Origin of the sequence: Sphingomonas yunnanensis (assembly GCF_019898765.1) — a bacterium.
In the GTDB taxonomy this organism is placed as follows: Bacteria; Pseudomonadota; Alphaproteobacteria; order Sphingomonadales; family Sphingomonadaceae; genus Sphingomonas; species Sphingomonas yunnanensis.
Window position 1 is genome coordinate 116,047 of record NZ_JAIOKB010000004.1, and the last position, 24,901, is coordinate 140,947.

Annotated in this window: 35 protein-coding genes; 34 read left to right on the forward strand and 1 reads right to left on the reverse strand. The window is 67.4% G+C overall.

Going from position 1 to position 24,901, the window contains the following annotated elements:
- Positions 1–53 precede the first annotated feature (53 nt).
- The 6 genes from K7957_RS12635 (at position 54) to K7957_RS12660 (ending at position 6,528) form a co-directional block, all read left to right on the forward strand.
- The gene (locus K7957_RS12635) at positions 54–1,346 is read left to right on the forward strand and encodes an MFS transporter (protein ID WP_343228401.1); all 1,293 of its coding nucleotides are present in this window, start codon (positions 54–56) and stop codon (positions 1,344–1,346) included.
- A complete protein-coding gene (locus K7957_RS12640) occupies positions 1,343–2,272 on the forward strand; it encodes a hydroxypyruvate isomerase family protein (RefSeq protein ID WP_223012371.1) in 930 nt (309 codons plus the stop codon). The genes K7957_RS12635 and K7957_RS12640 overlap by 4 nt, the downstream gene beginning before the upstream one ends.
- 49 nt (positions 2,273–2,321) lie before the next feature.
- Positions 2,322–2,891, forward strand: coding sequence for a gluconate 2-dehydrogenase subunit 3 family protein (locus K7957_RS12645; protein WP_223012372.1), 570 nt, complete (start codon positions 2,322–2,324; stop codon positions 2,889–2,891).
- Positions 2,888–3,727: a sugar phosphate isomerase/epimerase family protein gene (locus K7957_RS12650; RefSeq protein ID WP_223012373.1), complete on the forward strand. Its 840-nt coding sequence runs from the start codon at positions 2,888–2,890 to the stop codon at positions 3,725–3,727. Before K7957_RS12645 ends, K7957_RS12650 begins: the two co-directional genes overlap by 4 nt.
- A gap of 24 nt (positions 3,728–3,751) precedes the next feature.
- Entirely contained in the window at positions 3,752–5,434 is a 1,683-nt protein-coding gene (locus K7957_RS12655) for a GMC family oxidoreductase (protein ID WP_223012374.1), read from the forward strand.
- A gap of 65 nt (positions 5,435–5,499) precedes the next feature.
- Positions 5,500–6,528: a LacI family DNA-binding transcriptional regulator gene (locus K7957_RS12660; RefSeq protein WP_223012375.1), complete on the forward strand. Its 1,029-nt coding sequence runs from the start codon at positions 5,500–5,502 to the stop codon at positions 6,526–6,528.
- Between the two features lie 222 nt (positions 6,529–6,750).
- On the opposite strand, the gene wrbA is transcribed toward K7957_RS12660, so the two are convergent.
- Positions 6,751–7,353 carry an NAD(P)H:quinone oxidoreductase gene (gene wrbA, locus K7957_RS12665; RefSeq protein ID WP_223012376.1) on the reverse strand — a complete coding sequence of 201 codons (603 nt, stop codon included), beginning with the start codon at positions 7,351–7,353 and terminating at the stop codon, positions 6,751–6,753.
- A 137-nt stretch (positions 7,354–7,490) separates the two neighbouring features.
- On the opposite strand from wrbA, the gene K7957_RS12670 reads away from it, so the two are divergent.
- The 28 genes from K7957_RS12670 to rpmD all read left to right on the forward strand — a co-directional run bounded on the left by K7957_RS12670 (position 7,491) and on the right by rpmD (position 24,863).
- Positions 7,491–8,378, forward strand: a complete 888-nt coding sequence (locus K7957_RS12670) for a LysR family transcriptional regulator (protein ID WP_223012377.1) — start codon at positions 7,491–7,493, stop codon at positions 8,376–8,378.
- 76 nt (positions 8,379–8,454) lie between these two features.
- Entirely contained in the window at positions 8,455–9,738 is a 1,284-nt protein-coding gene (locus K7957_RS12675; protein WP_223012378.1) for a Xaa-Pro dipeptidase, read from the forward strand.
- A gap of 44 nt (positions 9,739–9,782) precedes the next feature.
- Complete coding sequence (locus K7957_RS12680; protein WP_246617059.1) at positions 9,783–10,136, forward strand: DUF3140 domain-containing protein; 354 nt, start codon at positions 9,783–9,785, stop codon at positions 10,134–10,136.
- 207 nt (positions 10,137–10,343) lie between these two features.
- Positions 10,344–10,715, forward strand: coding sequence for a 30S ribosomal protein S12 (gene rpsL / locus K7957_RS12685; protein WP_029936467.1), 372 nt, complete (start codon positions 10,344–10,346; stop codon positions 10,713–10,715).
- A gap of 95 nt (positions 10,716–10,810) precedes the next feature.
- The gene (gene rpsG / locus K7957_RS12690; protein ID WP_219753909.1) at positions 10,811–11,281 is read left to right on the forward strand and encodes a 30S ribosomal protein S7; all 471 of its coding nucleotides are present in this window, start codon (positions 10,811–10,813) and stop codon (positions 11,279–11,281) included.
- 30 nt (positions 11,282–11,311) lie between these two features.
- Positions 11,312–11,581 (forward strand): hypothetical protein, encoded by a 270-nt coding sequence (locus K7957_RS12695; protein ID WP_223012380.1) that lies wholly within the window; start codon positions 11,312–11,314, stop codon positions 11,579–11,581.
- Positions 11,582–11,626: 45 nt separating this feature from the next.
- The gene (gene fusA / locus K7957_RS12700; RefSeq protein ID WP_223012381.1) at positions 11,627–13,720 is read left to right on the forward strand and encodes an elongation factor G; all 2,094 of its coding nucleotides are present in this window, start codon (positions 11,627–11,629) and stop codon (positions 13,718–13,720) included.
- A gap of 168 nt (positions 13,721–13,888) precedes the next feature.
- Entirely contained in the window at positions 13,889–15,085 is a 1,197-nt protein-coding gene (gene tuf / locus K7957_RS12705) for an elongation factor Tu (protein ID WP_219753906.1), read from the forward strand.
- 263 nt (positions 15,086–15,348) lie between these two features.
- Complete coding sequence (rpsJ, locus tag K7957_RS12710; protein ID WP_007406109.1) at positions 15,349–15,657, forward strand: 30S ribosomal protein S10; 309 nt, start codon at positions 15,349–15,351, stop codon at positions 15,655–15,657.
- Positions 15,658–15,984: 327 nt separating this feature from the next.
- Complete coding sequence (gene rplC / locus K7957_RS12715) at positions 15,985–16,737, forward strand: 50S ribosomal protein L3 (RefSeq protein ID WP_219753905.1); 753 nt, start codon at positions 15,985–15,987, stop codon at positions 16,735–16,737.
- Positions 16,738–16,739: 2 nt separating this feature from the next.
- The gene (rplD, locus tag K7957_RS12720; protein ID WP_132909136.1) at positions 16,740–17,354 is read left to right on the forward strand and encodes a 50S ribosomal protein L4; all 615 of its coding nucleotides are present in this window, start codon (positions 16,740–16,742) and stop codon (positions 17,352–17,354) included.
- Positions 17,347–17,661: a 50S ribosomal protein L23 gene (locus tag K7957_RS12725; protein WP_219753903.1), complete on the forward strand. Its 315-nt coding sequence runs from the start codon at positions 17,347–17,349 to the stop codon at positions 17,659–17,661. Before rplD ends, K7957_RS12725 begins: the two co-directional genes overlap by 8 nt.
- 1 nt (position 17,662) lies before the next feature.
- A complete protein-coding gene (gene rplB / locus K7957_RS12730; protein ID WP_223012382.1) occupies positions 17,663–18,496 on the forward strand; it encodes a 50S ribosomal protein L2 in 834 nt (277 codons plus the stop codon).
- The gene (rpsS, locus tag K7957_RS12735) at positions 18,496–18,771 is read left to right on the forward strand and encodes a 30S ribosomal protein S19 (RefSeq protein WP_219753901.1); all 276 of its coding nucleotides are present in this window, start codon (positions 18,496–18,498) and stop codon (positions 18,769–18,771) included. The genes rplB and rpsS overlap by 1 nt, the downstream gene beginning before the upstream one ends.
- On the forward strand, positions 18,771–19,148 hold the full coding sequence (gene rplV, locus K7957_RS12740; RefSeq protein WP_219753900.1) for a 50S ribosomal protein L22: 378 nt from the start codon (positions 18,771–18,773) through the stop codon (positions 19,146–19,148). The genes rpsS and rplV overlap by 1 nt, the downstream gene beginning before the upstream one ends.
- Positions 19,148–19,855 carry a 30S ribosomal protein S3 gene (rpsC, locus tag K7957_RS12745; RefSeq protein ID WP_223012383.1) on the forward strand — a complete coding sequence of 236 codons (708 nt, stop codon included), beginning with the start codon at positions 19,148–19,150 and terminating at the stop codon, positions 19,853–19,855. Before rplV ends, rpsC begins: the two co-directional genes overlap by 1 nt.
- An 11-nt stretch (positions 19,856–19,866) precedes the next feature.
- Complete coding sequence (gene rplP, locus K7957_RS12750; RefSeq protein ID WP_022687059.1) at positions 19,867–20,301, forward strand: 50S ribosomal protein L16; 435 nt, start codon at positions 19,867–19,869, stop codon at positions 20,299–20,301.
- Position 20,302: 1 nt separating this feature from the next.
- Complete coding sequence (gene rpmC / locus K7957_RS12755; protein WP_183942615.1) at positions 20,303–20,509, forward strand: 50S ribosomal protein L29; 207 nt, start codon at positions 20,303–20,305, stop codon at positions 20,507–20,509.
- 13 nt (positions 20,510–20,522) lie between these two features.
- Positions 20,523–20,795 carry a 30S ribosomal protein S17 gene (rpsQ, locus tag K7957_RS12760; protein ID WP_132909143.1) on the forward strand — a complete coding sequence of 91 codons (273 nt, stop codon included), beginning with the start codon at positions 20,523–20,525 and terminating at the stop codon, positions 20,793–20,795.
- A gap of 220 nt (positions 20,796–21,015) precedes the next feature.
- Complete coding sequence (gene rplN / locus K7957_RS12765; RefSeq protein ID WP_022687056.1) at positions 21,016–21,384, forward strand: 50S ribosomal protein L14; 369 nt, start codon at positions 21,016–21,018, stop codon at positions 21,382–21,384.
- The gene (rplX, locus tag K7957_RS12770) at positions 21,384–21,701 is read left to right on the forward strand and encodes a 50S ribosomal protein L24 (protein ID WP_223012384.1); all 318 of its coding nucleotides are present in this window, start codon (positions 21,384–21,386) and stop codon (positions 21,699–21,701) included. Before rplN ends, rplX begins: the two co-directional genes overlap by 1 nt.
- Positions 21,694–22,281: a 50S ribosomal protein L5 gene (rplE, locus tag K7957_RS12775; protein WP_223012385.1), complete on the forward strand. Its 588-nt coding sequence runs from the start codon at positions 21,694–21,696 to the stop codon at positions 22,279–22,281. The genes rplX and rplE overlap by 8 nt, the downstream gene beginning before the upstream one ends.
- A 35-nt stretch (positions 22,282–22,316) precedes the next feature.
- On the forward strand, positions 22,317–22,622 hold the full coding sequence (gene rpsN / locus K7957_RS12780) for a 30S ribosomal protein S14 (RefSeq protein ID WP_183921109.1): 306 nt from the start codon (positions 22,317–22,319) through the stop codon (positions 22,620–22,622).
- Positions 22,623–22,631: 9 nt separating this feature from the next.
- Positions 22,632–23,042: a 30S ribosomal protein S8 gene (gene rpsH, locus K7957_RS12785; protein WP_132909147.1), complete on the forward strand. Its 411-nt coding sequence runs from the start codon at positions 22,632–22,634 to the stop codon at positions 23,040–23,042.
- Positions 23,042–23,575 carry a 50S ribosomal protein L6 gene (gene rplF, locus K7957_RS12790; protein ID WP_183942613.1) on the forward strand — a complete coding sequence of 178 codons (534 nt, stop codon included), beginning with the start codon at positions 23,042–23,044 and terminating at the stop codon, positions 23,573–23,575. The genes rpsH and rplF overlap by 1 nt, the downstream gene beginning before the upstream one ends.
- A complete protein-coding gene (gene rplR, locus K7957_RS12795; RefSeq protein ID WP_223012386.1) occupies positions 23,572–23,922 on the forward strand; it encodes a 50S ribosomal protein L18 in 351 nt (116 codons plus the stop codon). The genes rplF and rplR overlap by 4 nt, the downstream gene beginning before the upstream one ends.
- A gap of 3 nt (positions 23,923–23,925) precedes the next feature.
- Positions 23,926–24,678 (forward strand): 30S ribosomal protein S5, encoded by a 753-nt coding sequence (gene rpsE / locus K7957_RS12800; protein WP_246617060.1) that lies wholly within the window; start codon positions 23,926–23,928, stop codon positions 24,676–24,678.
- A gap of 5 nt (positions 24,679–24,683) precedes the next feature.
- On the forward strand, positions 24,684–24,863 hold the full coding sequence (rpmD, locus tag K7957_RS12805; protein ID WP_132909151.1) for a 50S ribosomal protein L30: 180 nt from the start codon (positions 24,684–24,686) through the stop codon (positions 24,861–24,863).
- Positions 24,864–24,901: the final 38 nt, after the last annotated feature.

The window sequence follows — 24,901 nt, forward strand, 5'->3', positions numbered from 1 at the left end:
GCCTACGATAACGACAGAGAAAAAAGGGAGAGGACCGAGTGGAGCAGGCAGGAGTGAACCGAAGCCGATTATTCTGGCTCGGCGTGCTGGCACTGGCCACCGCCGCGATCAGCGCGTCGTTGCGCGCCGCGGTCGCGAGCAGTCTGAAGGCGGAATGGATCGATCCTATCGCGCCCGTGCAGGCGGGTGAACTGATCGGCGCGGCGCTCGGTTCCGCCTTCCTCGGCTTCGCGATCACGGTGTTCATCGTCAGCGCCCTGCTCGACAAGATCGGCGCCAAGCGCGTGCTGATCGGCTGCGGCATCTGCTTCCTGCTCGGCACCGGGCTGATCGTCGGCGCCGGGCATCTCGCCACCGGCATGGCGGTCTACAATCTCGTCTGGTTCGGCATGCTGCTGAGCGGGATCGGCTGGGGCCTCGCGGAGGCCTCGATCAACCCGCTCACCGCGCGGCTCTACCCGGACGAGACGACGCACCGGCTCAACGTGCTGCACGCCTGGTATCCGGGCGGGCTGATCATCGGCGGCCTCGCCGGCGTGTTCCTCGCCGACGTGCTGCCCTGGCAGGCGATCATGGGCTCGGTGCTGATCCCGGCCGTCGGCGTGGTCGTGATCGCGGCCACCACCACCTTCCCGGCGCCCCCGGCCGAGGTGGAGGGCGCCGGCTTCGGCGACATGATCGGTGAAGTGTTCCGCCGCCCGAGCTTCTTCGTCTGGTTCGGCGCGATGTTCCTCACCGCCTCGTCCGAGCTCGCGCCGGGCCAGTGGCTCGACGTCGCGCTGACCAACCGCGTCGGCATGCGCGGCATCCTGCTGCTGGTCTATGTCAGCGCGCTGATGTTCGTGTTTCGCCACTTCGCGGGGCGGCTCGCGAACCGCCTGTCCAACCCCGGCCTGCTGTGGATCTCGAGCCTGCTCGCGGGCATCGGTCTGTTCCTGCTGTCGCTGGCGCAGTCGCCGGTCGCGGCGATCCTCGCCTCGACTGTCTGGGGTCTCGGGGTCTGCGCGATGTGGCCCACCATGCTGGCCTCGGTCGCCGAGCGCTACCCGCGCGGCGGTGCCTGGGCGATCGGGCTGGTCGGCTCGGCCGGTGCGCTGGCGAGCTTCTTCGTGCTGCCGCTGCTCGGCGGGATGTTCGACGAGGCCAAGGTGGCGATCGCCGGCGGGCCGGAGGCGTTCAAGCAGCTGACCGGCGCCGCGCTGCGCCAGGTCGAGGATGCGGCGGCGTCGCAGTCCTTCGCCAAGCTGGCGCTGTTCCCGGTGGTGCTGCTCTTCGTGTTCGGCGGCATCTGGCTGGCCGAGCGGCGCGCGCGCGGCGCCACGCTCGCGCGTGGCGACATCGCGTGACGCCGACGCGCCGCTCGCTGATCGCCGCCGGGGCGGCGCTGCCGCTGGCGACGTCCGCGGCAGCGGCGCAGCGCGGGGCGACGTCCAACGCGGCGCGCTTCTCGCTCGGCTTCGCGCCGCACGAGGGCAGCTTCAAGAGCCGCGGCGGCCTGCTCGAGCAGATCGCCTTCGCCGCCGACCAGGGCTTCCGCGCCTGGGAGGACAATGAGGCGAGGGCCCGGCCGGTCGCGCAGCAGGAAGCGATGGCGAAGGCATTGCAGCAGCGCGGCATGGCGATGGGCGTGTTCGTCGCGAGCATGCCGCGATGGTCGGAGTTCCGCCCGATCTTCGGCAGCGACGACGGCGCCGAACGCGAGGCCTTCCTCGCCGACGTGCGCGCCTCGATCGAGGTGGCCAAGCGCCTCGACACGCAACGCGCCACCGTCGTCACCGGCTTCCTCGACCCGCGCGTACCGATGGAGATCCAGACCGCGCGCGTGATCGACCTGATGCGCCGCGCCGGCGACATCGTCGCGCCGCACGGGCTGGTGCTGGTGATGGAGCCGCTCAACACGCGGGTGAACCACCCGCACGTCTACATGCAGAGCTGGTCGGCCGGCTATGCCGTGGCGCGCGGGGTGAACAATCCGGGGATCAAGATCCTGGCCGACTGCTACCACGAGCAGATCCAGTCGGGGAATTTGATCAACTCGCTCGCCACCTGCTGGGACGAGATCGGCTACATCCAGTTCGGCGACAATCCCGGCCGCAACGAGCCGGGCACGGGCGAGATCAATTACGCCAACGTCGTCCGCTGGCTGCGCGACAAGCGCTACGCCGGCGTGATCGGCATGGAGCACGGCAATGCGCGCGAGGGGCGCGCGGGCGAGGAGCGGCTGATCGCCGCCTATCGCGCGATCGATCGGGTCGCAGGGGAGGAAGCATGACCAACACGAGCAGCGGCGCCCGCGCGGGCGCACGGAACGGAGAAACCAAGTGATCGACCGCAGAGACGCGCTCGCGGGCATCGTCGCGATGTTCGGCAGCCAACTCTTCGCCCCCATCGCGCGCGCCGCGGGAGCCGCCTCGCAGCAGGCGTTCGGGGTGATCAACACCGGCCCGCCCTCGGTGCAGGTGTTCACGCCGGCGCAGAAGGCGCTGATGGCCGCGCTGAGCGACCGCGTGATCCCGACGACCGACACGCCCGGCGCCATCGCCGCGGAGGTGCCGCAATATATCGAGAAACTGCTCGCCGACTGGTCCGAGCCGGGCGACCGCGTCCCGATCATCGCCGGGCTCGACGCGATCGAGGCGCGCAGTCGCGCCGACTTTAAGAAGAGCGCCGCCGCGGTCACCCCGGCGCAGCAGGACGCGCTGCTGACGCTGGCGATGAACGACACGATCCCGGGCGGTGCGGCCTTCTTCGAGCCGTTTCGCCAGATGGTGGTCATCGGCTATTACACGTCCGAGATCGGCATCACGCAGGAGCGCGAGTATCTGCCGGTGCCCGGCCAGTATGACGGCGCCTTCCTCTACTCCAAGGTCAACAAGGTCTATTCCTCATGATGACGGATCGTCGCACGTTCCTGGCCGGCAGCGCCGGTCTCGCCGCCCTCGGTGTCGCGGGCGCGCTGCCCGCGTCGGCCGCGCAGCTCGGCAAGGTGGGCATCCAGCTCTACACCGTCCGCGAGCTCTTCCAGAAGGACCCGGTCGCCACGCTCGCGCAGATCGCGAAGATCGGTTATCGCGAGGTCGAGTACGGCGGCGGTGGCTATGACAGCATGGATCACGCCATGCTGCGCAAGACCATGGACCGGTTGGGCCTGACCTCGCCGTCGATCCACGTCGGCTACGACCTGCTGCTGAACAAGTTCGACGACAGCGTGAAGATGGCGAAGACGCTGGGCGCCGACACGATCGTGCTGCCGTTCATGACGCCGGAGCATCGCACCGCCGAGGGGTGGGAGGCGGCGCTGCCGAACTTCAACAAGTTCGCGCGCGAGCTGGCGCAGAACGGGCTGGGCTTCGCCTATCACAACCACGATTTCGAATTCACCACCAAGCCGGATGGCGTCAGCCTTTATGACCGCTTCATTAAGGCGACCGATCCCAAGCTGGTAAAGGTCGAAATCGACCTCTACTGGGCGATCCACGCCGGTGAGGACGCCGCTGCGCTGATCAAGCGCATGGCGGGGCGGATCTACGCCTATCACGTCAAGGACCAGCGCCCCGACGGCAACATGACCTCGGTTGGGCTCGGCACGATCGATTTCGCCAAGCTGTTCAAGCTCAACAGCATGGCCGGCGTGAAGCATTTCTACGTCGAGAACGACGAGTCGCCCGCGCCCTACATCCCCGACATCACCACCAGCTTCCAGACGCTGCGCAAGCTGCGTTTCTGACGACACTCATCCCGGGAGGGGATCATGGCAGCTACCAACAAATACGACGCGATCGTCATCGGCTCCGGCGTCAGCGGCGGCTTCGCCGCCAAGGAGCTGACCGAGAAGGGCATGCGCGTCCTGATGCTCGACCGTGGCATCATGGTCGAGCATCAGACCGATTATACCTATGACGGCAAGCCCGCATACGAGATCCCGGCCCGCGACAACATGCCGCCGGAGCTGGTGAAGAGCGACTATTTCATCACCACGCACGGCTATGTCTCGCCGAGCACGCAGAAATATTACAACAACGACCGGCTGAACCCCTATGCCTACGATGAGGGCAGCAAATTCTACTGGATCCGCCCCGCCGCGGTCGGCGGCAAGTCGCTGATCTGGGGCCGCTGGTGCTTCCGCTGGAGCCCGGCCGACTTCGAGGCGAACAAGAAGGAGAATGTCGGCGGCGACTGGCCGATCCGCTACGACGACGTGTCGCCGTGGTACGATTACGTCGAGAAATATATCGGCGTGTCGGGCTCGCACGAGAACCTGCCCTATCTGCCGGACAGCCAGTTTCAGCCGCCGATGCCGATGAACGTCGCGGAGAAGTGGTTCAAGCAGCGGCTCGAGGGCTCGTTCCCCGGGCGCAAGCTGATCAACACGCGCCTGTCCAACATGACCGAGGACAAGCCCGACCAGAACCGCAGCAAGTGCCAGGTGCGCAACCAATGCGGTCGCGGCTGCTCGTTCGGTGCCTATTTCTCGACCCAGGCGGTGACGCTGCCGGCGGCGCGCGCCACCGGGCGCTTCACGCTACGCTCGGACGCGGTGGTGACCAACCTCGAATATGACCCGCAGCGCAAGCGCGTGACGGGCGTGCGCTTCGTCGACGCCAAGACCGGGCAGGCCGAGACCGTCAACGCCGACATCGTCTTCCTCTGCGCCTCGGCGATGGCCTCGACGCAGATCCTGATGAACTCGCGTGCGCCGGGCAGCACCAAGAGCTACTTCGACAATAGCGGCACGCTCGGCCGCTACGTCATGGATCACATCTTCCGCGTCAACATCTCCGGCGAGATCCCGGGGATGGACGAATATATCGAATATGGCCGTCGCCCCGGCGGCGTCTACATCCCGCGCTTCCGCAACAACAACGGCGACGAGGGGCTCGGCTTCAAGCGCGGCTACGGCTACCAGGGCAGCGCGCGGCGCGACCCGGCCAAGCCGCAGGGCTTCGGCGCGGCGATGAAGCAGGGGATGCGCCAGTACGGTCCGTGGCAGTTCTCGATGGGCGCGTTCGGCGAGTGCCTGCCGTACGAGGACAATCACGTCTCGCTCCACGCCGACAAGGTCGACCGCTTCGGCGTCCCGCTGATGCGCTTCGACGTGCGCTTCCGCGAGAATGAGCTGAAGATGATGGCCGACGCGCGCGTTCAGGGTGAGGAGATGCTCAAGAAGGCCGGGCTGCGCAACGTTCGCAGCAGCGAGGACGAGCACGTCCCGGGCGACGCGATCCACGAGATGGGTGGCGCGCGCATGGGTCGCGACCCGCGCGCCTCGGTGCTCAACGGCTTCAGCCAGGCACATGACGCGCCCAACCTGTTCGTCACCGACGGCGCGCAGATGGCCTCGATCTCGTGCATCAACCCCTCGCTCACCTTCATGGCGCTGACCGCTCGCGCGGCGGACCATGCGGTGAGCGCCAAGAAGGCGGGGCTGATCTGACGACGTGCCACCCCGCGCCCGGCGGCTGAGCCGATGCGGCGCCCGCCCGTGACCGGCCGCGCGCGATGAGCGAGCGGCGCGGCGAGCGCGGGGTCACGATGCGCGCGGTCGCGGCGCGCGCCGGCGTGTCGCCGATGACGGTCTCGAACGTCATCAACGGCGCCGGCCGCGCCGCCCCGGCGACGGTCGCCGCGGTGCGCGCCGCGATCGACGAGCTGGGCTATGTCCCCAATGTCAGCGCCCGGCTGCTCGCGCGCGCGCGCGCCACGACGGTGGGGCTGATCTACAGCGGCGCACGCACGCCCTTCCTCGACGCCATCCTCACGGGCTCGCTGCGCGCCACCAACGCGCACGGGCTCCAACTGCTGTTACGCGAGGAGCAGCGGCTCACCCACGAGGCGGCGGAGGCGGCGGCGCGCGCGCTGGTGCGCGGCGGGGCGGACGCGCTGCTGCTGATCCCGCCCTTCGCCGAGCTGCTGAGCGAGGCGGGCGTGGTGGACGCGCTCGGCGTGCCTGCCGCCGCGATCGCGACCGGCGCGACGCTGCCGGGCACCGCCACCGTCAGGATCGACAATCGCGCGGCGATGCGCGCGCTGACCCGGCGCCTGATCGATCGCGGCCATTATCGCATCGCGCTCGTGTCAGGCCCGCCGAACCATTCCGACAGCGCCGACCGGATCCACGGTTATCACGATGCGCTCGCCGCGGCAGGGATCACGGCGAACGCGCGGCTGCTTTTCGAGGGCCGGTTCGACCATGAATCGGGTATCGCCGCCGGCTCGGCGCTGCTGTCGCCCGCCGATCGTCCGAGCGCGATCATGTGCAGCAACGACGACATGGCGGCGGGGGTGATCGGCGAGGCGCATCGCCGCGGGCTGCGGCTGCCGCGCGACCTGGCGGTGACCGGGTTCGACGACACGACGATGGCGTCGCTGATCTCGCCCGCGCTCACGACCGTGCGCCAGCCGATCCAGCTTATGGCCTATCGCGCCGCGGAGATGCTGATCCGCGCGGGCCGCCGCGGCGAGCTCGCCGAGGCCGAGGACGAGCTGGTCGACTATGAGCTGATCGAGCGCGAGTCGACCGCGGGGTAAGGTGGGTTCGGGAGTTCCCGTTACATGGCTCTCGTTGACGCGGCTGCTCACAGAGGCGAGGCGCTTTAACCTTCGGCGCCCAGTACAAACGCCCGTCATCCCGGCCTAGCGCCGGGATCCATGTCACCGCGAAAGTCGAAGCCGTTGCGTTCGCGGGACCACGGATCCCGGCGCACGGCCGGGATGATGATCATCGTGCGGGAAATCTCGTCCGCTCGCCGGTCAGCCCTTCAGCTTGGCTGCCGTCTCGGCGATGCGCTTGCCCTGGTAGCGCGCGCCGTCGAGGTCGACCTGGCTCGGCTGGCGGCTACCGTCGCCGTCGGCCAGGGTCGAGGCGCCGTAGGGCGTCCCGCCGTGCACTTCCTTGACGCCCATCTGGCCCTGGTAACCGTAGTCGAGCCCGACGATCGTCATGCCGTGGTGGAGCAGGTTGGTGATGATCGAGAAGAGCGTGGTCTCCTGGCCGCCGTGCTGGCTCGCGGTCGAGGTGAAGGCGCCGCCGACCTTGCCGACGAGCGCGCCCTTCATCCACAGACCGCCGGTGGTGTCCCAGAAGGCCGCCATCTGGCTGGGCATGCGGCCGTAGCGGGTCGGCGCACCGACGACGATCGCGTCATAGCCGGCGAGCGCGTCGGGGCCCTCGATCTCCGGATGCGCTGTGTCGGTCTTGAAGCCGGCCGCGGCGACGACCTCGGCGGGGGCGGTCTCCGCGACGCGGCGGATGTCGACCTCGGCGCCACCGGCGCGCGCGCCCTCCGCGACCGCGTCGGCCATCTTCTCGATATGGCCGTAGGACGAATAATAGAGGACGAGAACCTTGGTCATGTCAGTGGCTCCTGGTGCGGGTTAGGGCAGGGCGCGCGTCGGTGACGCGCTGGGGTGCGATCAACCTAGGTAAGCGGAGGTCGCGACGGAACGCGCCCGATTGAAACGGATCGTTTCGGGCTCTAGGCCGGGAGGCGATGCGGCTCCCCGATCTCGAGGCCTGGGCGATCTTCGCGGCGGTGGCCGAGCACCGCTCGTTCAGCGCGGCGGCGGACGCGATCGGGCTGAGCAAGGCGACGGTCTCCAAGGGCGTGTCGCGGCTGGAAGCGCAGCTGCAGGTGTCTCTGTTCCATCGCACCTCGCGCCGGCTCGCGCTGACCGAGGCGGGGCGCCCGCTCGCCGAGCACGCCGCGCGGATCGTGGCGGAGGCGCATGCCGCCGAGGAGGCGGCGCGCGACGGCGCGCGCGCACCAGCCGGTCGAGTGCGACTGGCGGCGCCGATGACCTTCGGGCTCAAGCATGTCGCCCCCGTCGTCGCCGACTTCCTCGCGGCGCACCCCGCGATCGAGATCGAGCTCCACCTCGCCGACTCGCGGGTCGACATCGTCGCCGAGGGCTTCGACGTCGCGTTGCGGATCGCCGACCTGCCCGACAGTTCGCTGCGCGCGCGTCGCCTCTGCACGATCACGTCCCACGTCGTCGCCGCGCCCGCGTATCTGGCGGCGCACGGCACGCCGACTCACCCGTCGCAGCTCGGCGAGCATCGGCTGCTGGGCTACACCAATCTCACCGGCCCGTGGCGATTTCGCTCGCGCGAAGGCGGCGAGGTCTCGGTCAAGGCGCAGGGCCCGCTCGCGGCGAACAGCGGCGATGCGCTGGTACCCGCGCTGGAGGCGGGGCTCGGCATCGCCCGACTGCCGGGCTTCATCGTCGGCGCCGGGATCGCGGCCGGGCGCGTGGTCGAGATCCTGCCCGACTGGGCACCCGCGCCGATCGGTCTGCACCTCCTCACCCCGCCGAGCGCGCTGCGCCCGGCGCGCGTCGAGGCGCTGATCGCCTTTCTCAGCGAGCGGCTCCGCGACTGACGGCGCGACCCGCGAAAGCCCTCTTCCTTCCCCGGCGCAACTCGGCCATCGTCCCGGGAAAGAAGGGGGAATTTACATGAGACTGACCATCCTGCCGCGCGTCGCCGCGGCTCTCGTCGCGCTCGCCGGTTCTGCATCGGCGAGCGCCGAGACCGTGGTCGTCACGGCGGCGCGGATGCTCGACGTCGACAAGGGCGCGATCGTGTCCGACCCGGTGATCGTCGTCACCGACGGGCGGATCGCGGCGGTCGCCGCCGGCGGGGCGAGCCGGCCCGCGATTCCCGCCGGCGCGCGCCGGGTCGACCTCGGCGACGTCACGCTCGTCCCCGGGCTGATCGACATGCATGTCCACCTCACGAGCCTCGCCGAGATCGGCGGCTATCAGACGCTGAAATATACCGACAGCTTCTGGGGTGCGGTGAGCGTCGCCAATGCCGCCAAGACGCTGCGCGCCGGCTTCACCACGGTGCGCAACGTCGGCGCGGGGGACTTCCAGGACATCGGGCTCAAGGAGGCGATCGACGGCGGCTGGGTGATCGGCCCCCGCATCGTGCCCGCGGGCTACGCCATCGGCGCGACGGGCGGCCATTGCGACGACAACGCGCTGCCGCCGTCCTACGACAAGAAGCTGCCCTCGGTGATCAACTCGCCCGAGGAAGCGCGCGCCAAAGTGCGCTGGCTGCACAAATATGGCGCCGAGGTGATCAAGATCTGCGCCACCGGCGGCGTCTTCTCGCTCGGCGACTCGGTCGGCGGGCAGCAGCTCAGCGAGGAGGAGATGCGCGCGATCGCCGACGAGGCGCACATGCTTCATCTCAAGGTGGCGGCGCACGCGCACGGCGACGAGGGGATCAAGGCCGCGATCCGCGCCGGCATCGACACGATCGAGCATGTCAGCCTCGCCTCCGACGAGGCGATGAAGCTCGCGATCGAGCACAAGACCTGGTTCGACATGGATATCTACAACGACGATTATATCCTCGCGACGGGCACCAAGAACGGCACCGAGCAGGAGAGCCTCGACAAGGAGCGGGTGATCGGGCTCAAGCAGCGCCAGACCTTCCAGCGCGCCTTCCGCATGGGCGTGGCGATGACCTTCGGCACCGACGCGGGCGTCTATCCGCACGGCGACAATGCCAAGCAGTTCGCCAAGATGGTGGAGTGGGGCATGACCCCGCTCGACGCGATCCGCGCCGCCACCACCAGCGCCGCGCGCGCGCTGGGGCGTGAGAGCGACGTCGGCGCGATCGCGGTCGGACATTACGGCGACCTGGTCGCGGTGCGCGGCGACCCGCTGCACGACGTCTCGGTGCTGGAGCACCCTGTGACGGTGGTGAAAGGTGGCGTCGAGGTGAAATGAAACCCTTCGTTCTCCTCGCGCTTTCACCGCGCAAGGAGAATGACATGGCCGCGCAGAGCGACGATCACGACCGGATCGCCAAAGACTTTAACGCGGCGGTCAATATGAGCCCGGCCGAGCTGGAGCGCTTCCTCGACAGCGACGACAGCAAGCGCGTCGGCTGGAAGGGTGAGGATGGGAAGGGCGGCGGCGAGAGCGTCGGCCATCGCTCCGGCCGCCGCATCGTCGAGCTCAAGCGGACCAAGAAGGCCGACCTCAGCGACGACGATTATGCGCACATGAAGAAGGTGGTCGGCTACGTTCACCGCCACCTCGCTCAGGGCGGACCGGCGAAGGACAAGGAACATTCTGACTGGCGCTACTCGCTGATGAACTGGGGGCACGACCCGCTCAAGTGAGCGGGACGGCGGGCGATTGACCGACGAGCCCGGCGCGCGTATAGGCGCCTCCGTTCGGGTGGAATGCAATTTCTGCCCGGCAGCTTGAACATTGCTGGATGCATCAAGGGCCCGAGGCCGCCGAGATCGGCTGCCGCACGGTCCTTTTCGTATTCCAAGTCTTGTCAGGGCTCCAGCAAAGTAACCTCCAGATAAGGTGAAGGCTTCATGCCGACGATCAACCAGCTGGTCCGCAAGGGCCGCGAGCCGCAGAAGGCCAAGTCCAAGGTCCCTGCGATGGAGCAGAACCCGCAGAAGCGCGGTGTCTGCACCCGTGTTTACACGACGACCCCGAAGAAGCCGAACTCGGCGCTGCGCAAGGTGGCCAAGGTCCGCCTGACCAACCAGCGCGAGGTCATCAGCTACATCCCGGGTGAGGGCCACAACCTGCAGGAGCACTCGGTGGTGCTGATCCGCGGCGGCCGTGTGCGCGACCTTCCGGGCGTGCGCTACCACGTGCTGCGCGGCGTGCTCGACACACAGGGCGTCAAGGACCGTCGCCAGTCGCGCTCGAAGTACGGCGCCAAGCGGCCGAAGTGACCGGAGGGCGGCGCCTGGCCGCCCGGTACGTCAACTCGGCGCAGGCCGGGACCCGGAGCCGCAAGCGGCTCGGTTGATCTAAGAAGGAAATCCACATGGCGCGTCGTCGTCGTCCCGAGAAGCGGGAAATCCTGCCTGACCCCGTGTACGGGGATGAGGTTCTCTCCAAGTTCATGAACTCCGTGATGTACGACGGCAAGAAGTCGGTCGCGGAAGGCATCGTCTATTCGGCGATGGAGACCGTCGAGACCCGCGCCAAGCGCGAGCCGATCGGCGTGTTCCACGACGCGCTGAACAACATCAAGCCGGGTATCGAGGTCCGCAGCCGCCGCGTCGGCGGTGCGACCTACCAGGTCCCGGTCGAGGTCCGTCCGGAGCGCGCGCAGGCGCTGGCGATCCGCTGGCTGATCACCGCAGCGCGCGGCCGCAGCGAGAACACCATGTCGGCACGTCTTTCAGGCGAGCTGCTCGACGCCGCGAACAACCGCGGCAACGCGGTGAAGAAGCGCGAGGATACGCACCGCATGGCCGAGGCGAACCGCGCCTTCTCGCATTATCGCTGGTAAGCGACTATATCGGGTGCAGGAGGCCGAGAGATGGCGACTGCACCCGATCCCTCCGTCGACGAACTGAACCGGGAAACGGCGCGGATCGAGGCGGAGGCTCGCAAGCTGCGAGCGGAAGCGGAGAAGCTGAGCGCCGAGCAGTACAAGCTGGTCGCCGAGCAGTACAAGCTTGAGGCGGAACGCTTCAAGCTGGAGCGTGACAGGATGCTGTCGCCGTGGCTGCTTCTCGCTCAGGGGCTGATCGGTGGTGCCGCGCTGTTCGGTGCTGCTCTGGCGCTCCTCAAATATCTCGCCCCGTAGGCGAACCGTCTCACGTCCGACCCCTAGTCCGAAGGACCACCTGTCATGGCCCGCAGCCATCCGCTCGAACTCTACCGTAACATCGGCATCATGGCGCACATCGACGCCGGCAAGACGACGACGACCGAGCGCATCCTCTATTACACCGGCAAGTCCTACAAGATCGGCGAGGTCCACGAGGGCACCGCGACGATGGACTGGATGGAGCAGGAGCAGGAGCGCGGGATCACGATCACGTCGGCCGCCACCACCTGCAAGTGGAAGGCCGAGGAGGGGAATGGCCCCGAGCATCTGATCAACATCATCGACACGCCGGGCCACGTCGATTTCACCATCGAGGTGGAGCGCTCGCTTCGTGTGCTCGACGGCGCGGTCGCGTGCTTCGACGGCGTCGCCGGCGTGGAGCCGCAGTCCGAGACGGTGTGGCGCCAGGCCGACAAGTACGGCGTGCCGCGCATGTGCTTCGTCAACAAGCTCGATCGCACCGGCGCCGACTTCTACTTCTGCGTCCAGTCGATCATCGATCGCCTCGGCGCTAAGCCGGCGGTGCTGTACCTGCCGATCGGTATCGAGGGCGGCTTCAAGGGCCTCGTCGACCTGGTCGAGAACCGCGCGATCATCTGGCTCGAGGAGAGCCTGGGCGCGAAGTTCGAGTATCAGCCGATTCCGGACGACATGGCGGAGAAGGCGGCGAAGTATCGCAACGAGCTGATCGAGCTCGCGGTCGAGCAGGACGATGACGCCATGGAGGCGTATCTCGAGGGCAACGAGCCCGACTCGGCTACGCTCAAGAAGCTGATCCGCAAGGGTACGCTCAGCATGGCGTTCGTGCCGGTGGTGTGCGGCTCCGCGTTCAAGAACAAGGGGGTCCAGCCGCTGCTCGACGCGGTGGTCGACTATCTGCCCAGCCCGCTCGACGTGCCGGCGATCAAGGGCGTCAAGCTCGACGGCGAGACGCCGGACGAGCGCCCCTCGTCGGACACCGCGCCTTTCTCGGCGCTGGCGTTCAAGATCATGAACGATCCGTTCGTCGGCTCGCTCACCTTCGCGCGGATCTACTCGGGCGTCCTCACCAAGGGCACCTACATGAACTCGGTGAAGGACAAGAAGGAGAAGGTCGGCCGCATGCTCCTCATGCACGCGAACTCGCGTGAGGACATCGAGGAAGCGCGCGCGGGCGACATCGTCGCGCTAGCGGGCCTCAAGGAGACCACCACGGGCGATACGTTGTGTGACCCGGCCAACCCGATCATCCTGGAGCGCATGGAGTTCCCGGAGCCGGTGATCGAGCTGTCAGTGGAGCCGAAGACCAAGGCCGACCAGGAGAAGATGGGCGTCGCGCTCAACCGCCTGGCCGCCGAGGACCCCTCGTTCCGCGTCTCAACCGATCACGAGTCGGGGCAGACCATCATCAAGGGGATGGGCGAGCTCCACCTCGAGATCCTGGTCGACCGCATGAAGCGCGAGTTCAAGGTCGAGGCCAACGTCGGTGCGCCGCAGGTGGCGTATCGCGAGTATCTCAAGAAGCCGGTCGACGTCGATTACACCCACAAGAAGCAGTCGGGCGGCACCGGTCAGTTCGGTCGCGTGAAGGTCAAGCTGACGCCAGGTGAGCGCGGCGCGGGCATCGTCTTCAAGGACGAGGTCAAGGGCGGTAACATTCCGAAGGAATATATCCCCGCGATCGAGAAGGGCTTCCGCGAGACCGCTGCGACCGGCTCGCTGGTTGGCTTCCCGATCATCGACTTCGATATCGTGCTGTACGACGGCGCGTACCACGACGTCGACTCGTCGGCACTGGCCTTCGAGATCACCGCGCGTGGCGCGATGCGCGAGGCGGCCCAGAAGGCCGGCATCACGCTGCTCGAGCCGGTCATGAAGGTCGAGGTCGTCACCCCCGAGGATTATCTGGGCGACGTCATCGGCGACATGAACTCGCGTCGCGGCCAGATCCAGGGCACCGACACGCGCGGCAACGCGCAGGCGGTGACGGCGATGGTGCCGCTGGCGAACATGTTCGGCTACGTGAACTCGCTGCGCTCGTTCACCCAGGGGCGTGCGAGCTACTCGATGCAGTTCTCGCACTATGACGAGGTGCCGCAGAACGTCGCCGACGAGGTCAAGGCGAAGCTGGCGTAAGGCGCGCGGGGTGGAGGCGACTCCGCCCCGAGACGCCGCAGGCTCGGCCCGCCGGTTCCGGCCCTGACAGGGCTAGGGATTTGCGCAACGCGAATTGAGCCGCTATGGGGCCGCCTTCACGGCGAGTCCTGAGTGCGGCTCCAGTGGAAATCAGAAGGTAGGGAAACAATGGCTAAGGCTAAGTTTGAGCGGAACAAGCCGCACCTGAACATCGGCACCATCGGTCACGTCGACCATGGCAAGACCTCGCTGACGGCCGCCATCACCAAGGTGCTGGCGGAGAACGTCGCGGGCAACGCGGCGGTCGACTTCGCCAACATCGACAAGGCGCCGGAAGAGCGCGAGCGCGGCATCACCATCTCGACCGCGCACGTCGAGTATGAGACCGCCAACCGCCACTATGCGCACGTCGATTGCCCGGGGCACGCCGACTACGTCAAGAACATGATCACCGGCGCGGCCCAGATGGACGGCGCGATCCTGGTCGTGTCGGCCACCGACGGCCCGATGCCGCAGACCCGCGAGCACATCCTGCTCGCGCGTCAGGTCGGCGTGCCGGCGATGGTCGTGTTCATGAACAAGGTCGACCTGGTCGACGACGAGGAGATCCTCGAGCTCGTCGAGCTGGAAGTCCGCGAGCTGCTCAGCTCGTACGAGTTCCCGGGCGACGACATTCCGATCATCAAGGGTTCGGCGACCTGCGCCCTGTCGGGTTCGGACCAGAAGCTCGGGCCCGACGCGGTCATGGAGCTGATGAAGGCGGTCGACGAGTACATCCCGCAGCCGGAGCGTCCGCTCGACAAGCCGTTCATGATGCCGATCGAGGACGTGTTCTCGATCTCGGGTCGCGGCACCGTCGTGACCGGTCGCGTCGAGACGGGCATCGTCAAGGTCGGTGAGGAAGTCGAGATCGTCGGTATCCACCCGACCGTCCGCAAGACCACCGTCACCGGCGTCGAGATGTTCCGCAAGCTGCTCGACCAGGGCCAGGCCGGCGACAACGTCGGTGCACTGATCCGCGGCGTCGCCCGCGACGAGGTCGAGCGGGGCCAGGTGCTCTGCAAGCCGGGCTCGATCAAGCCGCACACCGACTTCCAGTCGGAGGTGTACGTGCTGTCGAAGGACGAGGGTGGCCGTCACACGCCGTTCTTCGCCAACTATCGTCCGCAGTTCTACTTCCGTACCACGGATGTGACCGGCACCGTCGAGCTGCCGGAGGGCACCGAGATGGTCATGCCCGGCGACAACGTCGCGCTCGGCATCAAGCTGATCGCGCCGATCGCGATGGACGTCGGCCAGCGCTTCACCATCCGCGAGGGTGGCCGCACCGTGGGTGCGGGCGTGGTGAGCGCCATCTCGAAGTAAGCCGTATCGGGCCGGTTCGCCGGTCGGTTACGAAAGCTGCCGCCCGATGCGCCGAATGGTGCGTCGGGCGGTTGCCTTTTTATGGAAGCGCGGTTATGGCCGCGCCTTCGCTTTGGGTTCGAGAACAGCAAGAGGTGCTCTCGTCCCGTCAGACCGGTCTCGGCCGGGGTCTTGTGGCAGCGTAGCGCTAGCGTAGCAGGGCTTCGGTCTCGGCCGGAGTGACGGGGGAGGAAGTGCCCCGCTCTTTCGCATTGGTAGGGATCATGGACAGCAACATCCGCATTCGCCTCAAGGCGTTCGATCATCGCGTGCTCGATCAGGCGACCGGCGACATCGCCGACACCGCTCGCCGCACCGGCGCACTCATCCGTGGCCCCATCCCGTTGCCGACGCGCATCGAGAAGTTCACGGTCAACCGTGGCCCGCACATCGACAAGAAGTCGCGCGAGCAGTTCGAGGTGCGCACCTACAAGCGCATGCTCGACATCGTGCAGCCCACCCCGCAGACGGTGGACGCGCTGATGAAGCTCGACCTCGCCGCCGGTGTTGACGTCGAGATCAAGCTCGCGTAAGCGCGCCTCTTCTCGCGAGAGGTGAGTCATCCCTCTCGCGTCATCCCGACTAAGGTCGGGATCTTTACGGAGAGGGTGGGGCGTCTGCCATCATCCCTCACCAGAAGGTGCCGGCACCCGCCGGCATGACGACAGGACAGAGATACCGCCGGCCGCTCTCGGGTGGCCGGGTCAGCGTCTCCCGTCTGTCTTCCCTCGGGGAGGCGCCCAGCCCGGGACGGGGGCACGCTTCGCATATTCCGGGCTGACCGATCCGCGCCATCAGGCATGGGTCACAAGCACCGTGGGGATGGGCCTCGCGGTGCCTCTGTCGAGGAGCAACGGATCATGCGTACTGGCGTGATCGCGAAGAAAATGGGGATGACCCGCCTGTTCCAGGACGACGGCCGCCACGTGCCGGTCACCGTCCTGCAGATCGAGGCGCTTCAGGTCGTCGCCCGTCGCGAGAAAGACCGTGACGGCTATACCGCCGTCCAACTTGGCGCCGGTGTCGCCAAGAGCAAGAATGTCGCCAAGCCGCAGCGCGGCCACTTCGGCAAGGCCGAGGTGGAGCCCAAGGCCGTGGTGCACGAGTTCCGTGTCACCGAGGACAATCTCCTCGACGTCGGCGCTGAGCTCGCCGCGGACCATTATGTCGCCGGCCAGCTGGTCGACATCCAGGGCCGCACCCAGGGCAAGGGCTTCGCCGGCGCGATGAAGCGCTGGAACTTCGGCGGTCTGCGCGCGACTCACGGCGTGTCGGTGTCGCACCGCTCGCACGGTTCGACCGGCAACCGCCAGGATCCCGGCCGCGTCTTCAAGAACAAGAAGATGGCGGGCCACATGGGTGACAAGAATCGCACCCAGCAGAACCTCGAGATCGTCGGCACCGACGTCGAGCGCGGCCTGATCTTCGTCAAGGGCTCGGTGCCCGGCTCGAAGGGCGGCTGGCTGTTCGTCAAGGACGCGGTCAAGCAGGATCGCCACGAGAGCGCGCCCTATCCGGCGTCGATCAAGTCGGCGGCCAACAACAACAGCGCGGCGAACACGCCGGCCGACACGTCGGCCGATGCCCCCGCGACCGACGGCCAGGAGGGCTGAACGTGAAGGTCAAGGTTTCCTCCTTCGCCGGCACCGACGCAGCGGACATCGAGCTCAACGACGAGGTCTTCGGCCTCGACCCGCGCGCCGACATCCTGCACCGCGTCGTGACCTGGCAGCTCGAGAAGCGTCGCGCCACCGCACGCGGCACGCGTGAGCGCGCCGACGTCGCCCGCTCGGGCAAGAAGCTCGGTCGCCAGAAGGGCGGCGGTGTCGCGCGTCACGGCGATCGCCGCGCCCCGGTGTTCATCGGCGGCGGTAAGGCGCACGGCGCCCGCGTCCGCGACTTCAACCCCGGGCTCAACAAGAAGATTCGCGCGCTCGGCCTCAAGATGGCGCTCAGCAGCCATGCCAAGGCCGGCTCGCTGATCGTGCTGGACGCGTTCGAGGTGCAGAAGACGAAGGAGCTCAAGGGTCACTTCGCCACGCTCACCACGGGCAAGCGCACGCTGGTGATCGACGGCGAGGCGGGCGAGAGCTTCCGCGCCGGTCGCAATCTGCCGGGCGTGGACCTGCTCCCGGCGGTCGGCGCGAACGTCTACGACATCATCAAGGCAGACACGCTGGTGCTGACGCGCGCGGCGGTCGAGAAGCTGGAGGCGCGCTTCAATGGCTAAGCCGGCAGAGGCGATCGACAACCGTCACTATGACGTGATTGTCGCGCCGCACATCACCGAGAAGGCCACTCTGCTCTCCGAGCAGAACGCGGTGGTCTTCAAGGTCGCCACCAAGGCGACCAAGCCCCAGATCAAGGCGGCCGTGGAGGCGCTCTTCGGCGTCAGCGTCACGGGCGTGAACACGATCGTCCAGAAGGGCAAGACCAAGCGCTGGAAGGGTGCGCCCTACCGTCGCTCCGATGTCAAGAAGGCGATCGTCACGCTCCGCGAGGGCCAGTCGATCGACGTCACCGAGGGGGCCAAGTAAGATGGCACTCAAGCATTATAACCCGACGTCGCCGGCGCAGCGCGGCCTCGTCCTCGTCGACAAGTCGGCGCTGTATAAGGGCAAGCCCGTCAAGGCGCTGACCGAGGGCAAGCGCAAGACCGGCGGCCGCAACAACAAGGGCCATGTGACCTCGCGCGGCATCGCGGGCGGTCACAAGCAGCGCTACCGCCACGTCGACTTCAAGCGGCGCAAGTGGGACGTCGAGGGCACCGTCGAGCGGCTCGAGTATGACCCGAACCGCACCGCCTTCATCGCGCTGATCAAGTATCCCGACGAGGAGCTGGCCTATATCATCGCGCCGCAGCGGCTCGCGCCGGGCGACAAGGTGGTCGCGGGCAAGAAGACCGACGTGAAGCCGGGCAATGCCATGGAGCTGGGTCAGATCCCCGTCGGCACCATCGTCCACAACGTGGAGATGAAGCCGGGCAAGGGCGGTCAGATCGCGCGTTCGGCGGGCACCTACGTGCAGGTCGTCGGTCGCGACCGCGGCATGGTCATCGTCCGCCTCAACTCGGGTGAGCAGCGCTACATCCACGGCGAGTGCATGGCCACGATCGGTGCGGTGTCGAACCCCGACAACCAGAACCAGAACCTCGGCAAGGCCGGCCGCTCGCGCTGGATGGGCAAGCGCCCGCTGACGCGCGGCGTGGCCAAGAACCCGGTCGACCACCCGCACGGCGGTGGTGAGGGCCGGACCTCGGGCGGCCGTCACCCGGTCACACCGTGGGGCAAGCCGACCAAGGGTGCCCGCACCCGCCACAACAAGTCTACGGACAAGATGATCATCCGTAGCCGCCACGCGAGGAAGAAGTAATGGCTCGCTCTGTCTGGAAGGGCCCGTTCGTCGAACTGAGCCTGCTCAAGAAGGCCGAGACCGCGCAGGATGCCGGTGGGCGCGCGCCGATCAAGACCTGGTCGCGCCGCTCCACCATCCTGCCGCAGTTCGTCGGTCTGACGTTCTCGGTCTATAACGGCCGTAAGTTCGTGCCCGTGTCGGTCAACGAGGACATGGTCGGCATGAAGCTCGGCGAGTTCGCGCCGACCCGGTTCTTCCCGGGTCACGCGGCTGACAAGAAGGGCAAGCGCTGATGAGCAAGCCTGCATCCCCCCGCAAGGTCGGCGAGAAGGAAGCGCTCTCGGTCGGCACGCAGATCCGCGGTTCGGCGCAGAAGCTGGGCCTGGTCGCGGCGCTGATCCGCGGCCGCTCGGCGGCCGACGCGATGAACATTCTCGCCTTCTCCAAGAAGTCGATGGCGATCGACGCGCGCAAGGTGCTGGCCTCGGCCATCGCCAACGCCGAGAACAACCACAACCTCGACGTGGACGCGCTCGTCGTCGCCGAGGCGTCGGTCGGCAAGTCGATCACCATGAAGCGGTTCGCCACACGCGGCCGCGGCAAGTCCACCCGCATCCTCAAGCCGTTCTCGCGGCTGCGGATCGTCGTGCGCGAGCAGGAAGAAGCCTAATGGGTCACAAGAGCAATCCCATCGGTCTGCGCCTGCAGATCAACCGCACCTGGGACAGCCGCTGGTACGCCGAGGGCGACGATTACCGTCGTCTGCTGCTGGAGGATCTCAAGATCCGCCAGTACATCATCAAGACGCTGCCGCAGGCCGCGATCTCGAAGGTGGTGATCGATCGTCCCGCCAAGCTGTGCCGCATCTCCGTCTTCGCCGCACGCCCCGGCGTGATCATCGGCAAGAAGGGCTCGGACATCGAGAAGCTGCGCAAGACGCTCGGCGCGATGACCAGCTCCGACGTGTCGCTGAACATCGTCGAGATCCGCAAGCCTGAGGTCGACGCCAAGCTCGTCGCGCAGGGCATCGCGGACCAGCTCGAGCGTCGTATCGCCTTCCGTCGCGCGATGAAGCGCGCGGTGCAGTCGGCGATGCGTCTCGGCGCGGACGGCATCAAGGTCTATTGCGGCGGCCGTCTCGGCGGCGCCGAGATCGCGCGCTCCGAGAGCTACCGCGAGGGCCGGGTGCCTTTGCACACGCTGCGCGCCAACATCGACTATGCCGATGCCGAGGCGCACACCGCCTATGGCGTCTGCGGCGTCAAAGTGTGGGTGTTCAAGGGCGAGATCCTCGGGCACGACCCGATGGCGACCGATCGCCTCATGATGGAGGCTCAGACCTCCGGCGTGCGCCCCGCGCGCGATGACCGCCGCTAAGGAATAAGGCAATGCTGCAACCGAAGCGCACCAAGTTCCGCAAGGCGTTCAAAGGCCGTATTCACGGCGACGCCAAGGGCGGTACCTCGCTGAACTTCGGCTCCTATGGCCTCAAGGCGATGGAGCCGGATCGTATCACCGCGCGTCAGATCGAGGCGGCCCGCCGCGCGATCACGCGCCACATCAAGCGCCAGGGGCGTCTGTGGATCCGCGTGTTCCCGGACGTGCCGGTGTCGAGCAAGCCCGCCGAGGTCCGCATGGGCTCGGGCAAGGGTTCGCCGGAGTTCTGGGCCGCCCGCGTCAAGCCGGGCCGGATCCTGTTCGAGCTCGACGGCGTCGAGGGGCCGCTTGCCGCGGAGGCGTTCGAGCGCGCCGCGATGAAGCTGCCGATCAAGACCAAGGTCGTGGCGCGTCTGGGCGACACCTCGCACCTGGGAGGCGAGTAAGATGGCGAATACCACTGACTTCACCGGCCAGAGCGACGACCAGCTCGCCGAGAGCCTGGGCAACCTGAAGCGCGAGCAGTTCAACCTCCGCTTCCAGGCGGCGACCAGCCAGCTGGAGAAGCCGAGCCGCGTGCGCGAGGTCCGCAAGGACATCGCCCGCATCAAGACCCTGCAGGCGCAGCGCACCGCTGCGGCTGCGGCCAAGTAAGAGGACGACGCACATGCCGAAGCGCGTGCTGACCGGAGTGATCGTCTCCGACAAGGGCGAGAAGACGGTGATCGTCAACGTGGAGCGCAAGGTGAAGCACCCGCTCTACGGCAAGATCATCCGCCGCTCGAAGAAGTATCACGCCCATGACGAGGCGAACGAGTATAAGCAGGGTGAGACCGTGCGCATCGAAGAGACCGCGCCGATCTCCAAGCTGAAGACCTGGAAGGTCGTCGACCGCGTGAACACGCATGTCGCGCCCGAGCGGGTCGACGTCGACGCGTAAGCGTCGTTGAGCGCGCCCGCCGGCGTTTCGGGAAGGGTCCGCGGCCTGGTCGCGGAGACCAGCCGAGCCTGGCGGGAAGACGTGGGGCAGGGCACTTGCCTTTCGCCCGCGGAGCGGCTAACCGGCCGCTCCCCTCGGTACGGCCATGCGCCTGCCGGGGGTCGTTTTTTTAGGCGGGGCTGGGTCGGTATCCACCCCAAGGCGAGAAGGAAGCGGATCGATGATCCAGATGCAATCCAATCTCGACGTCGCTGACAACAGCGGCGCGAAGCGGGTGCAGTGCATCAAGGTGCTTGGCGGGTCCAAGCGCCGCACGGCCGGCGTCGGCGACATCATCGTCGTCAGCGTCAAGGAAGCGCAGCCGCGTGGCCGCGTGAAGAAGGGCGACGTTCACCGTGCGGTGATCGTGCGTACCGCCAAGGACATCCGCCGCGCCGACGGCTCGGTGATCCGGTTCGACGGCAACGCCGCGGTGCTGGTCAACAAGAACGAGGAGCCGATCGGCACCCGTATCTTCGGCCCGGTCGTGCGCGAGCTGCGCGGCAAGAAGCACATGAAGATCATCAGCCTCGCGCCGGAGGTGCTGTGATGGCCGCCGCGAAGATCAAGAAGGGCGATCAGGTCATCGTCCTGTCCGGCAAGGACAAGGGGAAGACCGGCACGGTCACTCAGTCGATGCCGAAGGATAGCAAGGTGATCGTCGGCGGCGTCAACGTCGCGACCCGTCACCGCAAGCCGACCCAGGCCAATCCGCAGGGCGGGCTCGAGCGCATCGAGGCGCCGCTGCACGTGTCGAAGGTGGCGCACGTCACTGCCGACGGCAAGGCGACGCGCGTCCGCTTCGAGACGCAGGACGGCAAGAAGGTCCGCGTCGCGGTGAAGACCGGGGAGAAGATCGATGGCTGATGCCTACAAGCCCCGCATGAAGGCGATCTACGACGATCGCATCGTCGCGGCGATGACCGAGAAGTTCGGTTACAAGAACGTCAACGAGATCCCGCGGATCGACAAGATCGTGCTCAACATGGGCGTCGGCGAGGCGACTCAGGACAAGAAGCGCGTCGACCAGGCCGCGTCGGAGATGGAGCTGATCGCCGGTCAGAAGCCGGTGGTCACCAAGGCGAAGAAGTCGATCGCGCAGTTCAAGCTGCGCGAGGGCATGCCGATCGGCGTGAAGGTCACTCTTCGTCGCGAGCGCATGTACGAGTTCCTCGACCGCTTCATCACCATCGCGCTTCCGCGTGTCCGCGACTTCCGCGGGCTGAACCCGAAGAGCTTCGACGGTCGCGGCAACTACGCCTGCGGCATCAAGGAGCAGATCGTGTTCCCGGAGATCAACTATGACCGCATCGACAAGGTGCGCGGCATGGACGTGATCGTGACCACGACCGCGAAGAGCGACGACGAGGCGCGTGAGCTGCTCCGTCTGTTCGGCTTCCCGTTCCCGATCGAGGACGAAACGACCGACGCGAAGAAGGCGGCATGACCGTCTCGCTGGTCTGATAAAGAGAGCTTAAGTCCATGGCGAAACTGAGTTCCGTGAACAAGAACGAGCGTCGCAAGAAGCTGGTGGCGCAATATGCGCCCAAGCTGGCGAAGCTGAAGGCAACCGCGAACGACCAGTCGCTCGACGAGACCGAGCGTCTCATCGCGCGGCTGAAGATGGCGGAGCTGCCCCGCAATGCCAATCCGACGCGGATCCGCAACCGCTGCGCGCTGACCGGTCGTCCGCGTGCTTACTACCGCAAGTTCGGGCTTGCCCGTGTGATGCTGCGCGATCTGGCCAACAAGGGCCTGATCCCGGGTCTCACCAAGTCGAGCTGGTAAGGACGTACGATGGCAGTGACCGATCCCCTGGGTGACCTGCTCACCCGCATCCGCAACGGCCAGCGCGCGCGCAAGGACAGCGTGCTGTCGCCCGCGTCGAAGCTGCGCGTCCGCGTGCTCGACGTACTCCAGCGCGAGGGCTATATCCGCGGTTATTCCGAGGAGGAGCTCGCGCTCGGAAAAGGCGCGTCCACGAAGGGCGTCCGCATCGAGCTCAAGTATTTCGAGGGCCAGCCCGCGATCAAGCACGTCGCCCGCGTCTCGAAGCCGGGCCGTCGCATCTACTCCGGCGCCACCGAGCTGCCGCGCGTGATGAACGGCCTGGGCATCACCATCGTGTCGACGCCGAAGGGCGTTCTGTCGGACGCCGAGGCGCGCGAGCAGAACGTCGGCGGCGAAGTGCTGGCGGAGGTGTTCTGATGAGCCGCATCGGCAAGAAGGCGGTCCCGATCCCGTCGGGCGTCACCGCCACCCGCACCGGCAACGAGCTCTCGGTCAAGGGCCCCAAGGGCACGCTGACGATGCCGCTGTCCGACCTGATCAGCTACGATGTGCAGGGTGACTCGATCGGCGTGCAGCCGGCCAACGACACCAAGCGCGCGCGCGCCTTCTGGGGCATGCAGCGGACGTTGGTGCAGAACCTCGTCACCGGCGTGACCGAGGGCTTCACCAAGAAGCTGCTCATCACCGGCGTCGGCTACCGCGCCGCGGCGCAGGGGCGCAACCTGCGCCTGCAGCTCGGCTACAGCCACGACGTCAACATCGAGGTGCCCGAGGGCATCGAGGTGAAGACGCCGGACGCGACCACCGTCGAGATCAGCGGTGCGGACAAGCAGCGCGTCGGTCAGCTGGCCGCCGAGATCCGCCGCTGGCGTAAGCCCGAGCCGTACAAGGGCAAGGGCATCAAGTACGACGGCGAGTATATCTTCCGTAAGGAAGGGAAGAAGAAGTGACCAAGGGTCTTTCGCTTTTCGACAAGCGGCGTCGCCGCAACCGCACCGCGCTGCGCGCCCGTGCCGGCACGCGTCCGCGCCTGTCGGTGCATCGCTCGGGCAAGCACATCTACGCCCAGGTCATCGACGACGCCAATGGCCACACCGTGGCCTCGGCATCGACCCTGGCGAGCCACGAGGGCAAGACCGCGACCGTCGCGGCCGCGACCGAGGTGGGCAAGCGCGTCGCCGAGGCGGCCAAGGCCGCCGGTGTCACGCAGGTCGTGTTCGACCGCGGTGGCTTCCTCTTTCACGGCCGGGTGAAGGCGCTGGCCGAGGCCGCGCGCGAAGCCGGACTGGAGTTCTAAGACATGGCTGACGAGAACCAGCAGACCCCGGCGCCCGAGGGCGAGGCGCCCGCGGCAGCGGCTCCGGCGGCGTCGCACGACAATGGTCCCCCGCGCGGTGCGCGCGGCGGCCGCGGCGGCGGCGGTGGCCGCGGCGGCAATGATCGTGGCGGCAACCGCGGGGGCCGTGACGGCAACCGTGGCCGTCGCGACGATCGGCGCAACAACGACGACGGCGGCGAGGAGCTGATCGAGAAGCTCGTCCACATCAACCGCGTGTCGAAGACGGTGAAGGGTGGTAAGCGCTTCGGCTTCGCGGCGCTGGTCGTGGTGGGCGACGGCAAGGGCCGCGTCGGCTTCGGTCACGGCAAGGCGCGCGAGGTCCCCGAGGCGATCTCCAAGGCGACCGCCGCGGCCAAGAAGAAGATGGTCCGCGTGCCGCTCAAGGAAGGCCGGACGCTGCACCACGACGGCAACGGCCACTTCGGCGCGGGTCGCGTGACGCTGCGCTCGGCGCCGCAGGGCACCGGCATCATCGCGGGCGGTCCGATGCGTGCGGTGTTCGAGAGCCTCGGCGTCGCCGACGTGGTGACCAAGTCGGTCGGCACCTCGAACCCGTACAACATGATCCGGGCGACCTTCGAGGCGCTGGGGACGCAGACCTCGCCGAAGGCGGTGGCGCAGCGTCGCGGCAAGAAGATCGCCGACCTGCTCGGCCGCGCGCACGGCGCGGACGCGGCGACCGCCGAGGCGGATGCCGCGGCAGTGGTGGAGTGAGCGACATGGCGACCATAAAGGTGAAGCAGACCGGCTCGCCGATCCGGCGGACCAAGGACCAGCGCGCGACGCTCGTCGGCCTGGGCCTCAACAAGATGCACCGCGTCGCGGAGCTGCAGGACAGCCCCGAGGTGCGCGGCATGATCCGCAAGGTGCAGCACATGGTCGAGGTGGTGGAGGGCTGAGCCTTCCCCATCTGACTAGTGACAAGACGAGGGAAGGG

What these genes read in the sequence shown, in the direction of transcription:
- rplB (WP_223012382.1), top strand. Translation starts at nt 17,663, where the DNA reads ATGGCACTCAAGCATTATAACCCGACGTCGCCGGCGCAGCGCGGCCTC.
- K7957_RS12670 (WP_223012377.1), top strand. Translation starts at nt 7,491, where the DNA reads ATGCGGCTCCCCGATCTCGAGGCCTGGGCGATCTTCGCGGCGGTGGCC.
- fusA (WP_223012381.1), top strand. Translation starts at nt 11,627, where the DNA reads ATGGCCCGCAGCCATCCGCTCGAACTCTACCGTAACATCGGCATCATG.
- K7957_RS12655 (WP_223012374.1), top strand. Translation starts at nt 3,752, where the DNA reads ATGGCAGCTACCAACAAATACGACGCGATCGTCATCGGCTCCGGCGTC.
- rpmD (WP_132909151.1), top strand. Translation starts at nt 24,684, where the DNA reads ATGGCGACCATAAAGGTGAAGCAGACCGGCTCGCCGATCCGGCGGACC.
- rpsC (WP_223012383.1), top strand. Translation starts at nt 19,148, where the DNA reads ATGGGTCACAAGAGCAATCCCATCGGTCTGCGCCTGCAGATCAACCGC.
- wrbA (WP_223012376.1), bottom strand. Translation starts at nt 7,353, where the DNA reads ATGACCAAGGTTCTCGTCCTCTATTATTCGTCCTACGGCCATATCGAG.
- rplV (WP_219753900.1), top strand. Translation starts at nt 18,771, where the DNA reads ATGAGCAAGCCTGCATCCCCCCGCAAGGTCGGCGAGAAGGAAGCGCTC.
- rplE (WP_223012385.1), top strand. Translation starts at nt 21,694, where the DNA reads ATGGCTGATGCCTACAAGCCCCGCATGAAGGCGATCTACGACGATCGC.
- K7957_RS12680 (WP_246617059.1), top strand. Translation starts at nt 9,783, where the DNA reads ATGGCCGCGCAGAGCGACGATCACGACCGGATCGCCAAAGACTTTAAC.
- rplX (WP_223012384.1), top strand. Translation starts at nt 21,384, where the DNA reads ATGGCCGCCGCGAAGATCAAGAAGGGCGATCAGGTCATCGTCCTGTCC.
- rplN (WP_022687056.1), top strand. Translation starts at nt 21,016, where the DNA reads ATGATCCAGATGCAATCCAATCTCGACGTCGCTGACAACAGCGGCGCG.
- rpsQ (WP_132909143.1), top strand. Translation starts at nt 20,523, where the DNA reads ATGCCGAAGCGCGTGCTGACCGGAGTGATCGTCTCCGACAAGGGCGAG.
- rplP (WP_022687059.1), top strand. Translation starts at nt 19,867, where the DNA reads ATGCTGCAACCGAAGCGCACCAAGTTCCGCAAGGCGTTCAAAGGCCGT.
- rpsL (WP_029936467.1), top strand. Translation starts at nt 10,344, where the DNA reads ATGCCGACGATCAACCAGCTGGTCCGCAAGGGCCGCGAGCCGCAGAAG.
- K7957_RS12675 (WP_223012378.1), top strand. Translation starts at nt 8,455, where the DNA reads ATGAGACTGACCATCCTGCCGCGCGTCGCCGCGGCTCTCGTCGCGCTC.
- K7957_RS12695 (WP_223012380.1), top strand. Translation starts at nt 11,312, where the DNA reads ATGGCGACTGCACCCGATCCCTCCGTCGACGAACTGAACCGGGAAACG.
- rpsN (WP_183921109.1), top strand. Translation starts at nt 22,317, where the DNA reads ATGGCGAAACTGAGTTCCGTGAACAAGAACGAGCGTCGCAAGAAGCTG.
- rpsG (WP_219753909.1), top strand. Translation starts at nt 10,811, where the DNA reads ATGGCGCGTCGTCGTCGTCCCGAGAAGCGGGAAATCCTGCCTGACCCC.
- rpsE (WP_246617060.1), top strand. Translation starts at nt 23,926, where the DNA reads ATGGCTGACGAGAACCAGCAGACCCCGGCGCCCGAGGGCGAGGCGCCC.
- rpsH (WP_132909147.1), top strand. Translation starts at nt 22,632, where the DNA reads ATGGCAGTGACCGATCCCCTGGGTGACCTGCTCACCCGCATCCGCAAC.
- rpmC (WP_183942615.1), top strand. Translation starts at nt 20,303, where the DNA reads ATGGCGAATACCACTGACTTCACCGGCCAGAGCGACGACCAGCTCGCC.
- K7957_RS12725 (WP_219753903.1), top strand. Translation starts at nt 17,347, where the DNA reads ATGGCTAAGCCGGCAGAGGCGATCGACAACCGTCACTATGACGTGATT.
- tuf (WP_219753906.1), top strand. Translation starts at nt 13,889, where the DNA reads ATGGCTAAGGCTAAGTTTGAGCGGAACAAGCCGCACCTGAACATCGGC.
- rplF (WP_183942613.1), top strand. Translation starts at nt 23,042, where the DNA reads ATGAGCCGCATCGGCAAGAAGGCGGTCCCGATCCCGTCGGGCGTCACC.
- rpsJ (WP_007406109.1), top strand. Translation starts at nt 15,349, where the DNA reads ATGGACAGCAACATCCGCATTCGCCTCAAGGCGTTCGATCATCGCGTG.
- K7957_RS12650 (WP_223012373.1), top strand. Translation starts at nt 2,888, where the DNA reads ATGATGACGGATCGTCGCACGTTCCTGGCCGGCAGCGCCGGTCTCGCC.
- rpsS (WP_219753901.1), top strand. Translation starts at nt 18,496, where the DNA reads ATGGCTCGCTCTGTCTGGAAGGGCCCGTTCGTCGAACTGAGCCTGCTC.
- K7957_RS12660 (WP_223012375.1), top strand. Translation starts at nt 5,500, where the DNA reads ATGAGCGAGCGGCGCGGCGAGCGCGGGGTCACGATGCGCGCGGTCGCG.
- rplC (WP_219753905.1), top strand. Translation starts at nt 15,985, where the DNA reads ATGCGTACTGGCGTGATCGCGAAGAAAATGGGGATGACCCGCCTGTTC.